The 13,038-nt window shown below is 72.3% G+C and carries 15 protein-coding genes; 8 read left to right on the top strand and 7 right to left on the bottom strand.

What is annotated here, in order from left to right; translation table 11 throughout:
• The first annotated feature begins 21 nt into the window (after positions 1 to 21).
• Positions 22 to 918: a TIGR03620 family F420-dependent LLM class oxidoreductase gene (locus OG439_RS05150; RefSeq protein WP_326948180.1), complete on the top strand. Its 897-nt coding sequence runs from the start codon at positions 22 to 24 to the stop codon at positions 916 to 918.
• Positions 919 to 958: 40 nt separating this feature from the next.
• Here OG439_RS05150 and katG read toward each other — a convergent pair whose 3' ends face one another.
• The 3 genes from katG to OG439_RS05135 form a co-directional block, all read right to left on the bottom strand.
• On the bottom strand, positions 959 to 3,145 hold the full coding sequence (gene katG / locus OG439_RS05145; RefSeq protein ID WP_442792283.1) for a catalase/peroxidase HPI: 2,187 nt from the start codon (positions 3,143 to 3,145) through the stop codon (positions 959 to 961).
• 57 nt (positions 3,146 to 3,202) lie between these two features.
• Positions 3,203 to 3,625, bottom strand: a complete 423-nt coding sequence (locus OG439_RS05140) for a Fur family transcriptional regulator (protein ID WP_247049742.1) — start codon at positions 3,623 to 3,625, stop codon at positions 3,203 to 3,205.
• A 75-nt stretch (positions 3,626 to 3,700) separates the two neighbouring features.
• Positions 3,701 to 4,180, bottom strand: a complete 480-nt coding sequence (locus tag OG439_RS05135; RefSeq protein ID WP_326948178.1) for a pyridoxamine 5'-phosphate oxidase family protein — start codon at positions 4,178 to 4,180, stop codon at positions 3,701 to 3,703.
• Positions 4,181 to 4,305: 125 nt separating this feature from the next.
• On the opposite strand from OG439_RS05135, the gene OG439_RS05130 reads away from it, so the two are divergent.
• The gene (locus OG439_RS05130) at positions 4,306 to 4,641 is read left to right on the top strand and encodes a hypothetical protein (protein WP_247049736.1); all 336 of its coding nucleotides are present in this window, start codon (positions 4,306 to 4,308) and stop codon (positions 4,639 to 4,641) included.
• Positions 4,641 to 4,793: a hypothetical protein gene (locus OG439_RS05125; protein WP_326948177.1), complete on the top strand. Its 153-nt coding sequence runs from the start codon at positions 4,641 to 4,643 to the stop codon at positions 4,791 to 4,793. The genes OG439_RS05130 and OG439_RS05125 overlap by 1 nt, the downstream gene beginning before the upstream one ends.
• A gap of 51 nt (positions 4,794 to 4,844) precedes the next feature.
• Here OG439_RS05125 and OG439_RS05120 read toward each other — a convergent pair whose 3' ends face one another.
• Positions 4,845 to 5,663 carry an IclR family transcriptional regulator gene (locus OG439_RS05120; RefSeq protein WP_326948176.1) on the bottom strand — a complete coding sequence of 273 codons (819 nt, stop codon included), beginning with the start codon at positions 5,661 to 5,663 and terminating at the stop codon, positions 4,845 to 4,847.
• Positions 5,664 to 5,757: 94 nt separating this feature from the next.
• Between OG439_RS05120 and OG439_RS05115 the strand changes: the two genes are divergently transcribed.
• The 4 genes from OG439_RS05115 to OG439_RS05100 are packed head-to-tail and all read left to right on the top strand — an operon-like array spanning position 5,758 to position 10,363.
• The gene (locus OG439_RS05115) at positions 5,758 to 6,867 is read left to right on the top strand and encodes a mandelate racemase/muconate lactonizing enzyme family protein (protein WP_326948175.1); all 1,110 of its coding nucleotides are present in this window, start codon (positions 5,758 to 5,760) and stop codon (positions 6,865 to 6,867) included.
• On the top strand, positions 6,855 to 8,360 hold the full coding sequence (locus OG439_RS05110; protein ID WP_326948174.1) for an aldehyde dehydrogenase: 1,506 nt from the start codon (positions 6,855 to 6,857) through the stop codon (positions 8,358 to 8,360). The genes OG439_RS05115 and OG439_RS05110 overlap by 13 nt, the downstream gene beginning before the upstream one ends.
• Before the next feature lies 1 nt (position 8,361).
• The gene (locus OG439_RS05105) at positions 8,362 to 9,498 is read left to right on the top strand and encodes an iron-containing alcohol dehydrogenase family protein (protein WP_326948173.1); all 1,137 of its coding nucleotides are present in this window, start codon (positions 8,362 to 8,364) and stop codon (positions 9,496 to 9,498) included.
• A gap of 43 nt (positions 9,499 to 9,541) precedes the next feature.
• The gene (locus tag OG439_RS05100; RefSeq protein ID WP_326948172.1) at positions 9,542 to 10,363 is read left to right on the top strand and encodes a siderophore-interacting protein; all 822 of its coding nucleotides are present in this window, start codon (positions 9,542 to 9,544) and stop codon (positions 10,361 to 10,363) included.
• On the opposite strand, the gene OG439_RS05095 is transcribed toward OG439_RS05100, so the two are convergent.
• From OG439_RS05095 to OG439_RS05085, 3 genes are read right to left on the bottom strand one after another with little or no spacing between them, the layout of a single operon-like run.
• Entirely contained in the window at positions 10,332 to 10,811 is a 480-nt protein-coding gene (locus OG439_RS05095; protein WP_326948171.1) for a VOC family protein, read from the bottom strand. The two genes, OG439_RS05100 and OG439_RS05095, sit on opposite strands and share 32 nt — an antisense overlap.
• An 11-nt stretch (positions 10,812 to 10,822) precedes the next feature.
• Positions 10,823 to 11,539, bottom strand: a complete 717-nt coding sequence (locus OG439_RS05090) for an SDR family oxidoreductase (RefSeq protein WP_326948170.1) — start codon at positions 11,537 to 11,539, stop codon at positions 10,823 to 10,825.
• 2 nt (positions 11,540 to 11,541) lie between these two features.
• Positions 11,542 to 12,456, bottom strand: coding sequence for a DUF427 domain-containing protein (locus OG439_RS05085; protein ID WP_326948169.1), 915 nt, complete (start codon positions 12,454 to 12,456; stop codon positions 11,542 to 11,544).
• Between the two features lie 75 nt (positions 12,457 to 12,531).
• On the opposite strand from OG439_RS05085, the gene OG439_RS05080 reads away from it, so the two are divergent.
• Positions 12,532 to 13,035, top strand: coding sequence for a CGNR zinc finger domain-containing protein (locus OG439_RS05080; RefSeq protein WP_247049718.1), 504 nt, complete (start codon positions 12,532 to 12,534; stop codon positions 13,033 to 13,035).
• Positions 13,036 to 13,038: the final 3 nt, after the last annotated feature.

Below are 13,038 nucleotides of genomic sequence, written 5' to 3'. Positions count from 1 at the left end.
GTGGTGGCCCACGGTGGAGGCATGGACATCACCACGGCTCGTGCCGCGCTCGGCCCGCTCGGCGTCTACCTGCCGATCTCGTTCACCAGCAGCCCCTCGGCTGCGGACCAGCGCGAAGGCGCGCGATGGCTGGAGCGCGCCGGGTACCGCGCCGCCTGGACCAACGAGGTCGTCGGCGGCAAGGACGCCCTGGTGCAGCTGGCCGTGCTGCTCGCCGCGACGGACCGGCTCACGTTCGGCACCGGCATCGCGAACATCTGGGCGCGCGAGCCGCAGACGCTGCACGCGGGCGCGGCCCAGCTGGCGGACGCGTACCCGGGCCGGCTGGTGCTCGGGATCGGCGTCGGCCACGCGCCGCAGGCCGCCGGGGTCGGGCGCGAGTACGGCAGCCCGGTGAAGACCCTGCGCGACTACCTCGAGCGGATGACGGCGGAGACGTGGCCGCCCGCGCCGGACGTGGCGTACCCGCGGATCCTCGGCGCGAACGGCCCGAAGATGCTGGCGCTGGCGGGCGAACTCGCCGACGGCGCCTACCCCGCGAACCTCCCCCCGGCGTACACGACCGAAGCGCGCAAGACGCTGGGCGCGGACAAGCTGCTGGTGGTCGGCCTGACGGTAGTCACCGAGGCTGACCCTTCCCTCGCTCGCGCGGCGGCGCGGGAGAAGGTTGCTGCCAGCCTGGGCCTGCCGTGGTACGGAAAAGCCATGGAACGCTTGGGTTTCGACGTCGCCGACGTCGACGCCTTGGCGGACGCGGTGGTCGCCCACGGCGGCCCGGACGCGATCGCGGCCAAGGCCCAAGAGCACCTGACGGCGGGCGCGGACCACGTCCTGCTGATGCCCCCGACAACCGACGACTTCCTCGCGGACGTCGCGGAGCTGGAACGACTCGCGCCCGCGTTCGGCACTTTCACGTGAAAGTGCCGGACGCGGGCGCGGAGCCTGCCTACAGGTCAGCTCAGACCAGGTCGTACCGGTCCGCGTTCATGACCTTGTGCCACACGGCCACGAAGTCGCGGACGAACTTGTCCTTGGCGTCGTCGCTCGCGTAGACCTCGGCCAGGGCGCGCAGCTCCGAGTTGGAGCCGAACACCAGGTCGGCGCGGGAGCCGGTCCACTTGACCTCGCCGGTGGCGCGGTCGCGGCCCTCGAAGGTCTCCTGGTCCTCCGACGTCGACTTCCACTCGGTCTCCATGTCGAGGAGGTTCGCGAAGAAGTCGTTCGTCAGGGCACCCGGCGTCGAGGTCAGCGCACCCAGCGACGTCTGCTTGTGGTTCGCACCCAGCACGCGCAGGCCGCCGATGAGGACGGTCAGTTCCGGCGCGCTCAGGTTCAGCAGGTTCGCGCGGTCGATCAGCAGGAACTCCGACGGCAGGCGGTGGCCCTTGCCGCGGTAGTTGCGGAACCCGTCGATCGTCGGCTCGAGCGGCGCGAAGGACTCCGCGTCGGTCTGCTCCTGCGTCGCGTCGGTGCGGCCCGGGGTGAACGGCACCGTGATGTCGACGCCCGCGTCCTTGGCGGCCTTCTCGACGGCCGCCGCGCCACCGAGCACGATCAGGTCGGCCAGCGAAACCTTCTTGCCACCGGCGGAGAAGGACTCCTGGACGCCCTCCAGCGTGCGCAGGACCTGCGCGAGCTGGTCGGGCTCGTTGACCTCCCAGCCGCGCTGCGGCTCGAGGCGGATGCGGGCGCCGTTCGCGCCGCCGCGCTTGTCGCTGGCGCGGAACGTCGAAGCCGACGCCCACGCGGTCGAGACGAGCTGGGCGACGGTCAGGCCCGAGTCGAGCAGCTTGGCCTTGAGGTCGGCCACGTCGGCGTCGGAGACCAGCTCGTGGTCGACGGCGGGGACGCGGTCCTGCCAGATCAGGGCTTCCTGCGGCACCAGCGGGCCGAGGTAGCGCTGGATCGGGCCCATGTCGCGGTGGGTGAGCTTGTACCAGGCGCGGGCGAACGCGTCCGCGAACTGGTCCGGGTTCTCGTGGAAGCGCTTGGAGATCTGCGCGTAGACCGGGTCGACGCGCAGCGCCAGGTCGGTCGTCAGCATCGTCGGCTTGCGGGCCGGGTCACCGGCCTCCGGGCCGGGGATGGTGTCCTCGGCGTCCTTCGCCACCCACTGGTGGGCGCCGGCCGGGCTCTTCGACAGCTCCCACTCGTAGCCGAACAGGTTGTCGAAGAACTGGTTGCTCCACTGCGTCGGCGTGGAGGTCCAGGTCACCTCGAGGCCACTGGTGATGGCGTCGCGGCCCTTGCCGGAACCGAAGGTGTTGTTCCAGCCGAGGCCCTGCTCCTCGATGCCGGCGCCCTCGGGCTCCGGGCCGACGTGCTCGTCGGGGTCGGCCGCGCCGTGCGTCTTGCCGAAGGTGTGGCCACCGGCGATGAGGGCGACGGTCTCCTCGTCGTTCATCGCCATCCGGCCGAACGTCTCGCGGATGTCGCGGGCCGAGGCCAGCGGGTCCGGGTTGCCGTTCGGGCCTTCGGGGTTGACGTAGATGAGGCCCATCTGGACCGCGGCGAGCGGGTTCTCCAGGTCGCGGTCACCGGTGTAGCGCTCGTCGCCCAGCCAGGTGCGCTCCGGGCCCCAGTACACGTCCTCGTCCGGCTCCCACACGTCGGCGCGGCCGCCGGCGAAGCCGAAGGTCTTGAAGCCCATGGTCTCCAGGGCGCGGTTGCCCGTGAAGATCATCAGGTCGGCCCACGAGATCTTCTGGCCGTACTTCTTCTTGACCGGCCACAGCAGGCGGCGGGCCTTGTCCAGGTTCCCGTTGTCCGGCCAGCTGTTCAGCGGCGCGAAGCGCTGCATGCCGGCGCCCGCTCCGCCGCGGCCGTCGTCGATGCGGTAGGTGCCGGCGCTGTGCCACGCCATGCGGATCATGAACGGCCCGTAGTGCCCGAAGTCCGCGGGCCACCACTCCTTCGACGTGGTCAGCACCGCGTCGACGTCCGCGGCCAGCGCGTCCAGGTCGACGGTCTTGAAGGCGGCGGCGTAGTCGAAGTCCTCACCGAGGGGGTTGGCGACGGCGGGGTGCTTGCGCAGGATCTTCAGGTTGAGCTGGTTCGGCCACCAGTCGCGGTTTCCCGCGCCCTCGGTCGGGTGGTTGCGACGCCCGGCCGAGACCGGGCAGCCGCCCGCGGTCTCCTCGTTCATCTCGCCAACAACGGCGTCAGGGCTGTCAGACACAGGAATCCTTCCGGGAAACGGTGTTCAGGAACTGGAACAGTCGGGGCACAGGCCCCGGTAGACGACCTCGGCCTCGTCGATGACGAAACCGTGGGCTTCGGAGGCGGTCAGGCAGGGCGCACTGCCGACGGCGCAGTCGACGTCGGCGATGGCCCCGCAGGACCGGCAGACGACGTGGTGGTGGTTGTCCCCGACCCGGGCTTCGTAGCGCGCCACGGAACCCGGGGGCTGGATGCGCCGGAGCAGCCCGGCGCCGGTCAGTGCCCGCAGGACGTCGTAGACGGCCTGGTGGGACACTTCGCCGAGGTCGCCGCGCACGACACCGATGATCGAGTCGGTGTCGGCGTGCGGGTGGCCGTGTACCGCGGTCAGCACCGCCAGCCGTGGACGCGTGACGCGCAGGGACACCCCGCGCAGCATCCGCTCGAACTCCGAAGTCGTGGGCACGGCGGCGAGTCTGCCCGATAATCTGGAATGAATCAAGATTGACTCCGCCGGAGCCACCCATCCGGGTCTTGACCGCTACAGCTCGGCACGGTGATCGTCGGTCCGGCCATGCCGTTGACAAGGCGTTCCGGGCTCGCGCGGGCAGAGCACCCACATCTCCGACGCCGTGAACGCGTACAGCCGGTACGCCGACGGCGCCGTGACGTCGTCGAGGCTCACGGCCGCGGCGCCGTCACTCCGGGGGTAACCGGCCAGGGCGCGTTCGAGGTCGTCGCCGGCGAGTTCCCGCGCTTCGCCCGCCGCGTACACCGCGCGGCCGTGGTACGGCGCCACCGTCGAGTCGAAGACGACCACGCTCGCCCGCGGGCGTTCGGCCAGGTTGCGGGAGTGGCGGGCGTCGATCGCCGAGACCCAGACGAACTCGCGGTCGCCCGCCGGGGCGAAGTAGACCGGGGTGAGCCAGGGCGCGCCGTCCGGGTCGGTCGTGCCCAGGGTCAGGTAGCGGTTGGCCTCGATCAGGTCCCGCGCGTGGGCGTTGAGGTCACTGACGGTCATCGGGACATCCAACCGTATTCCCCGATCCGGTGAGATGGAGATCACGAGCGGCGGCGTTTACCGGGGCACCGGCCGGGTAACCGGACCGCGTCCGGGTTGGTTCACTTCTCCCAGGAGTTGTTCGCATGACCAGCGTCCTGACCGGCGGCCGCGAAAACGCCCGCCGGGTCCCCCCGCAGCAGCGCCGGCCGGACGGAGGCGACCCCTCCGCCGAGCTCACGCGGCTCGCGGCCCTGGCCGATCTGGCCCGGCGGTCGACACCGCCGATCATGCACCGCGCGATCCTCGCCGGCGGCGATCCGGCGAGCGTGGCCGCGGCCGCGCGGCTGAGCGCCGCCCAGGCCCACATCCGCTGGCACGAGTGGGCGGGCACCTCGGTCCCCCTCGACGAGTACCTCCGGGTCCACACCGCGTTCGCCGACGCCATCGGCGCCCACCACGACGTCATCCAGGAGATCTGATGTCCGCCACCACCGACACGCCGCCCGCGCCGCCCGCGCCGGGCACCCGCGCGACGCTAGCCGAGCTGGCGGCCCTGGGCGAAGCGGCGACGGGCCTGCTGACGGAGATCACCGAGCACCTGGCGCAGCTGGACCCGCCCGCGAAGGACTGACCTCGCACAGCTGACCACCCGCGTCCACTGTGGACGTGGGTTTCGCGCTTCTCAGGTGAGCCGAGTCCTCCGCGGCAACGGCCTCTCAGCCGCCGCGAACCCCAGGTGCTCCGAGACCTGGGCCGCCGCTTCCGCTGTGCTTCGGCCGACCGGCTCCAGGCGGTTCGCCAGCCTGGCCGCCGGTGCGGAGATGTTCAGTGCCGCCACCACGCGGCCGCGGAAGTCGCGGACCGGGGCCGATACTCCGGCCAGGCCCTCCTCGAACTCCTCGTGGACGCGGGCGTAACCGTCGCGGCGGCACTCCTGGATCTTCGCCCAGAGCTGCGGCAGCGTGCGGACCTCCGAGCGCGGGTCGTCGGCGTCGAAGGCGGGGAAGCGTACGTACAGCTCGTCCGGGGTCGCGTCGAGCAGCAGCACGCGCCCGGCCGACGTGCAGTACGCGGGCACCCCGCGCCCCTCCCAGTCGTGGGCGCGGAACGAGTGCCCGGACACCGAGAGCAGCGTCAGCACCTCCTGCTCCCGCAGGACGCACAGGTGGCTGGTCTCCTCCAGCTCCGCCGACAGCGCGTGCATCACCGGCTCGGCGGCGCGCACCAGCCGATCCTCCACAGTGCGCGCGACCAGGGAGAACAGCCGCCAGCCCAGCCGGTAGCCGAGGGTGTCCGGATCGCGCTCGACGACACCCTCTTCCGCGAGGGCCTTCAGCGCCCGCGAGACCTGGCTCTTCTCCCGGCCGGTCAGCTGCGCCAGCCGGACGACGCCGAGCCCGCCGGCCCGCTGCGCTTCGGGCGAGGCCAGGGCCTCCAGCAGGTCCAGGTCACGGCGCAGACCGTGGCCCGAAGGCCGGGCCGCGTCGGCCGGGAGCGTCATCTCCGGACGTTAACAGTTGGCCTGAGCGCAACGCGCGTTGCGATGTGCCGCCGTCCCTTGCCGCGTCCCGCCGCGGCTCATAACGTCGAAACCGATGAAGATCACCGACATCGTCCTGGACCGGCTGCGGCTCGACCTCGACCCGCCGCTGCGCGCGGCGTGGGACCCGCGGCCGCGGCACCACTTCGACGCGACGATCGTGCGCGTCCACACCGACGAAGGCGTCACCGGCATCGGGTCCGGCGACACGATGGCCGGGTTCGACGCCGTCAAGGACCTGTTCCTCGGCGAAGACCCGCTCGACATCGTGCGGCACGTGAAGGCCATCGAGACGGCCAACTTCCACGGCGGCCGCTTCTGGCCGCTCGAGGCCGCGCTCTGGGACATCATCGGCCAGGTCGCCGGGCTCCCGGTTTCGACGCTGTTCGGCAACGCGGCCAAAGCGGTCCCGGCCTACGCGTCGTCGGCCGAATTGAAGCCGCCCGCCGAACGCGTCGAGACGGCGCTGCGGGCGCGCGAAGCCGGGTTCCGGGCCATGAAGATCCGCATCGACCGGGACCACGTCGCCGACGGGATCGCCGCCGTCACCGCGGTGCGCGACGCACTCGGGCCCGACTTCGCGATCATGGTCGACCTCAACCAGTCCTGGCGGATGGCCGGGGACACGGCTGCCGCGTCGGACCTCGCCAAGACCCGCGGGATCGTTCGGCGGCTGGCCGAGCTGGACGTCTTCTGGGTCGAGGAGCCACTCCCCTACGAGGACGTCGACGGCTTCCGGACGCTGCGCGCGGAGAACCCCGGCGTCCGGATCGCGGCCGGCGAGATGCACCACTCGGTGCCCGAACTGCTGCGGTACCTGGAACACGACGTCCTCGACGTCTACCAGATGGACGTCGTGCTCGCGGTCGGCATGCACCGGGCGCGCACGCTCGCCGAAGTGGCCCAGCTCAAGCACCGGGCCTTCACCCCGCACAGCTGGACCAACGGCATCGGCGTGCTGGCCAACCTGCACGTCGCCGCCGGGGTCGGCGGCGGGCCGTTCTTCGAGTTCCCGTGGGACCCGCCAGGCTGGACGCCGCAGCGGCGCGACTTCATGCTGGCGGAGCCGCTCATGATCACCCCCGACGGCACCCTGGAGGTCCCGCAGCGGCCGGGCCTCGGCGTCGAACTGGACGAGGAGGCGGTGGCCCGGTGGCGGATCTGACGCACCAGGACTGGCAGGCCCTGGCGGACAAGCTGACCTTCGAGACCCGGCCGTTCGTCGGCGGCCGGCCCGTCGAGTCCACTTCGGACGCCACGTTCGCGAGCACGTCCCCGCGGAACGGCCGGGAGCTGACGCGGATCCCGGCCGGGAGCGCCGAAGACGTCGACCGGGCGGTCCGCGTGGCGCGGGAGTCGTTCGAGGACGGCCGGTGGCGCGGCCTCGCGCCGCGTGAGCGCAAACGTGTGCTCCTGCGCTGGGCCGAGTCCATCGTGGACAACGCCAACGAGCTGGCGCTGCTCGACTCCCTCGAGATGGGCAAGCCGGTCGGCGAGGCGCGGCGCGTCGACGTCACCAAGGCCGCCGAGACGATCGCCTGGTACGCCGAGACGATCGACAAGACCTACGACGAGGTCGCGCCCACCCCCGGCGACGCGCTGGCGTGGATCACCCGGGAGCCGCTCGGCGTGATCGGCGTCGTCGTCCCGTGGAACTACGCGCTGCTCATCACGTCCTGGAAGCTGGGCCCGGCGCTGGCCACCGGCAACTCCGTCGTCGTCAAGCCCGCCGAGCAGACGTCGCTGGCGACGCTGCTGCTGGCCCGGCTGGCGACCGAGGCCGGGCTGCCCGACGGCGTGCTCAACGTCGTCCCGGGCCGCGGTGAGGTCGTCGGCCAAGCGCTGGGGCGGCACCCGGACGTCGACAAGATCGCGTTCACCGGCTCGGCCGAGGTCGCGCGGTTGTTCCAGGTCTACGCCGGGGAGTCCAACGGCAAGCAGGTCGCCGTCGAGGCGGGCGGCAAGTCACCGCAGCTCGTCCTGCCCGGCGCCGATTTGGCGGCAGTGACACAGGCGGTCGCGTGGGGCATCTTCTACAACGCCGGGCAGACCTGCAACGCGGGTTCGCGCCTGGTCGTGCCCGCCGCGTTGAAGGACGAACTGCTCGCCGAGGTCATCTCGGTCACGGACTCGACGTTCCGGATCGGCGACCCGCTCGACCCGGCGACCGTGCTCGGCCCGCTCGTCGACGACGTCCAGCTGGACCGCGTCCTGGGTTATCTCGACGGCGCCCGGGCCGACGGCGCGACGATCACCCACGGCGGTGAGCGGGTGCTCACCGAGACCGGCGGGACGTACCTCGAACCGACCATCGTGGACGGTGTGCGGCCCGGGATGACCATCGCCCGCGAGGAAGTCTTCGGACCGGTCCTGTCGGTGCTCACCTACGACGGCGATGTCGGCGAAGGCGTCCGGCTGGCCAACGACAGCGACTTCGGGCTGGTCGCGTCGGTCTGGACGCGGGACGTCACCACCGCCCACCGCGTCGCGCGGCAGCTGCGCGCCGGGACGGTGTGGATCAACACCTTCGACGCCAGCGACGTGATCACCCCGTTCGGCGGCTTCAAGGCGACCGGCGCCGGCCGGGACAAGTCGCTGCACGCCTTGGACGCCTACACCGCCCTCAAAACCACCTGGCTCGCGCTCCCGGAGGATTAGCGTGCGACTGAGCATCGAACCCACCGGCCGGACGGAGTTCGGCCCGGGTGTGGTCGCCGACCTGCCCGCCTACGTCGACACCCTGGGGCGGACCCGCGCGTTCGTGGTCACCGACCGGGGCCTGCGGGCCACCGGCATCGTCGGGCGCGTCGAGCAGATCCTGGCCGCGGCCGGGCTCGAACACGCCGTCCACGAGGACGTCGGCCCGAACCCGTCGACCGCCGAGCTCGACCGCGGTGCCGCGCGCCTGCGCGAGTTCGGCGACGCCGCCGTGGTCGCGCTCGGCGGCGGCTCGGCGCTGGACGCGGCCAAGGGCATCTCGCTGCTCGCCGGCAACCCCGGCGCGGCGGCCGCGGACGCGGACCGGCTGTGGGACGCGGCGGAGGGATTGCCCCTGATCGCCGTCCCGACGACGTCGGGCACCGGCGCCGAGACCAACGGCTTCGGCGTCACCGAGGACCTGTGCGCCCGCCGGAAGGTCTACATCGGACATCCGTCGGTGAAGCCGCGGATCGCGGTGCTCGACCCGGAGCTGACCGTCGGCCTGCCGCCGGCGGTCACCGCGGCCACCGGCCTGGACGCGCTCGTGCACGGCGTTGAATCGCTCGCCTCGCGCGGGTCGAGCCCGGTGTCCGCGGCCTACGCGGCCCAGGCGGTCACCTTGGTCGGCCGCTGGCTGCCGGTCGCCCACCGCGACGGCGGTGACCTGGAGGCGCGCTCACAGCTGATGCTCGGGGCGCACCTGGCGGGCCACGCGCTGACGCTGTCGGGCCTCGGCTTGGTCCACGGCCTCGGCCACGCGCTGACCGCCCACACGGGCACACCCCACGGCGTCGCGCTGGCCGCGGTGCTCGAGGAGGTGATGACCTTCAGCGCGCCGTCCGCTCAAGCCGCGTACGAGGCGGTGGGCCGCGCGCTGCGGGTCACGCCCGAACCGGACTGGGCGGCGGCGTCGATCGCGGCGGTCCGCGAAGTCTCGGGCGCGCTCGGGATCAAGCGCCCGCTGCGCGACCTCGGCGTCACGGCGGACCTGATCCCGGCGATCGCCGAAGGCGCGCTGGCCGACGCGGTGACCAAGAACGCCCCGCGGCACCCCTCCGAGGCGGAGACCGTGGAACTGCTGCGGTCGGTGTACTAGGGTGACTTCAACGAAGGGCAGCCTAACCTAACCGGAGGTCGAGATGGCACGGCAGAACCTGACGGCCACCCGGATCAAGCCGGAGACCGCCGAACTGCTCACCATGCGGGTGCTTCGCCGTGAACGCCTTTCGCCGCACTTCGCGCGGGTCACCCTCGGGCAGAACGACGTCGAGTCGTTCACGCCGATGGGGTTCGACCAGTGGTTCCGGCTGTTCATCCCGATGGCCGAAGGGTCCCTCGACAGGCTGCCGAACAAGCTCAACGCGCTGGCCTACGCCAGGTTCCTGACCATCGCCAAGACGAGCCGGCCGGTGCTGCGCAACTACTCCGTCCGCGCGTACCGGCCCGACGGCCCCGACGGACCGGAGCTCGACGTCGACTTCGTCCTGCACGGCTCCGCCGCGGACGGGACCGCGGGCCCGGCCGCGACCTGGGCGCAGCACTGCGCGCGGGGCGACGCCGTCGCGATCCTCGACGAGGGCATCGGCTTCAACCCGGCACCCGGCCGCGAGCACTTCCTGCTCGTCGCCGACGAGACCGGCCTGCCGGCGATCGCGGGTGTGCTCGCCGCACTCCCCCGCGACGCGACCGGGCACGCCCTGATCGAGCTCCCCGACGCCGAGGATCAGCAGCCGCTCGACGCACCTCCCGGGGTCGAGGTCACCTGGCTGGCACGCGGCCGCGGCGCCGCCGCCGGACAGGTGGTGCTGGCCGCCGCCCAGGACACGCCCGTGCCGGCGGTTCCGGTGCACGGCTGGGTGGTCGGGGAATCGGCCATGGCCGTCGCCCTGCGCCGGCACTGGGTGCGGGCCGGGATCCCCAAGGACGACGTCATGTTCTGCGGTTACTGGAAGGCGCGCTGAACCCGCGTTCCTGGACGACCCACGTGTTGCCGTCCGGGTCGGCGAAGTCCAGGAGACTCGCGTAGTCCCGCCGCCGCGGATCGGCTCCGGGCGCGAAATCCCCTTGCCAGTCCACGGATTTCTTGTGCCGGACCTCGCTGACGGGGACACCGCGACCGGCCAGTTCGCGGTGCGCGGCTTCGATGTCGGCCACCACCAGATAACCGGCGCGGGCCGAGCCGGGGGCCGCGTCGGTCAGGCCGGTGCCGAGCTGGATCGAGCACGCCGAGCCGGGCGGAGTCAGCTGCACGACGCGGAACCCGTCGTTCGGCCGGTAGTCGACGTCCAAGGCGAAGCCGGCCTGGCCGGCGTAGAACCGGATCGCCCGGTCGACGTCGGCGACGGGCAAGGTGACGACCTCGATGCGGTAGTCCATGGCGCGGGCGCCATCCGGCGGCTGGCTGGACATGAGTGCTCCTTTCAGACGAGGGGTTCGCCGCCGTCGACGCCGAGCGTGACGCCGGTCAGGAAGGTGTTCGTGAGCGCGAAGACGACCGCGTCGGCGATGTCTCCGGGGCGGCCGATGCGCCGCGCGGGGTTCGTGGCCGTGCGGGTGGCGAACAGCTCGGCTTTCTTGTCCGCGCCGAGGCCGTCGTAGGCGCCGGTGTCGATCGTGCCCGGCGAGACCGCCGTGACGCGGATCGGCGCCAGCTCGACCGCGAGGCCGCGCGTCACGACGTCGACGGCCGCGTTGGTCGCGCCCACCGCGAGCATGCCGGCGGCGGGTTTGCGGGCGGACGAGCCCGAGAAGAAGACGAACGAGCCGTCCTCCGGCATCCGCGGCGCGAGGTACTTGGCCAGCAGGATCGGGCCGAGCACCTTGACCTCGAACGACTTCAGCACGGTGTCGTGGTCGAGGTCGCCGACCGCGCCACGAGCGCGGGCCGAAGCCGTCGACACGACGTGGTCGATCCGGCCGAGCCGTTCGGCCAGCGCGGCGACGCCGGCTTCGTCGGTGAGATCGGCTTGCTCGGCCGTGACGCCCGGGTCGTCGTACGCCGCGGCGAGGGTGTCCGGGTCGCGGCCGGCGACGACGACCGTCGCGCCCGCCTCCCGGAGGGCCAGGGTGACGGCGCGGGCGATCCCGCTGCCGCGGCCGATGACGAGCACACGGCGGTCTTCCAGGGTGGCGGACATGGTCACTCCGTTCCGGCGGGTGCGGCCGCGGCGCGGGACCGCAGCTCGTCGGGATCGAGGCCGCGGTCGACGCCGTGCGGGGACACGGTCTGGCCCGGTTCGAGGGCCAGCTTGCGGTCGTCGAGGTGGACGTCGACGAGGTCCGGTTCGAAGGAGACGAACCCGGACACCCGGGCCACCTCGGGCCACGCCGCGGGGTACGACCACGCGGCGCGCTTGCGGGAGCCGATGTCGAAGTAGCCGGCCAAACCCTTGTAGGGGCAGAAGGTCTGGCCCTCGACCGGGATCAGGGCCGCCTGGTCGACGTCTTCGCGCGGCACGTACCAGCGCGGCGCGAAGCCGGACTCGTAGAGCACGACCGGGCGACGGGTGTCGGCGACGACGCGATCGCCGTCGCGCACCACGAGGTGCCGGGACGTCCGCCGGATGTCGACGCGGTGGTACGGGTCGGCCGCGTGCCCGAGGATCCGCTCGTCCTCCTCGTAGAAGGCGTCCATCGCCCGCCAGGCGAAGGCGACGCGGTCGCGCAGCACGCCGGCGTGGTCCGGGAGGCCGGTGTACTGCCAGGCCGCCCGCGGCGCCTCCTGCTCCCCCGCCCGCACGGTGAACCACGCGGCCGGGCCGAGCTCGCGGTGGGTCGTCGTGCGCGGTTCGGTGCCGAGCACGCCCTCGGCGACGTCGGCGCGCGGGAAGTACGCCACCGGGTAGCGGTTCGGCTCGTGCAGGAGCACGACGTCTTCGCTGTCGGCCACCCACTGCCCGCCGAAGCGCACGCGCATCCGGCGGCGCAGCGGCTCGGCGAACAGCAGCCGCTCCGGCAGCGGCTGCGGCACCAGGAAGTGCCCGACCGACCGCTCCGAGAGCGGTCCTTGCTGCCACGACAGTCCCATGACCTGCCCCTTTCCGGCTAACCCCATAGATCAACTTTACTGGTTAGACACGGAACCACAGGAGGGTGTAACCTGTCGACTACGAGTTGGGAGGTTAGACCGATGGGCTTCGAAAAGCTGCTGCTCGACCTGTTGAACAGCACCCCCGTGCGCAACGGCGCACCCGAGGACGACCTGGCCGACGCGGCACTCGGCCGCAGCTGGCTCGCCGCCCACGGCCAGCCGGCCTCCGAAGCGGAGTGGCAAGCGCTGCGCGAGGCGCGTGCCGTGCTGCAGCGGATCGTGCGCGGCGAGGACCCGGCGGCGTCGGCCGCGCCGTTCGTCGAAGGCCTGAGCTACCGGGCGCACTTCGCGGACGACGAGATCCAGTGGGAGCTCGATCCCGCGCCGGGTCATTCCGCCGCGTCCCGGGCCGTGCTCGCCTGGGCCGACCTCACGAAGGCCGGCGGGAACCGGCTGCGCCCGTGCGCGAACCCGGAGTGCCGGCTGTTCCTGATCGACCACAGCAAACCCAACAGCGCCCGCTGGTGCTCGATGGCGGTCTGCGGCAACCGCATGAAGGCCCGGCGGCACTACCAGCGCTCGCGCGCCGAACCCGCGGAGTGAAAC

The sequence above is a fragment of the Amycolatopsis sp. NBC_01307 genome (assembly GCF_035975215.1).
Classification (GTDB): Bacteria; Actinomycetota; Actinomycetes; order Mycobacteriales; family Pseudonocardiaceae; genus Amycolatopsis.
Note: the sequence above shows the minus strand (reverse complement) of the source record. Positions and strands in the feature narration are given on the sequence as shown.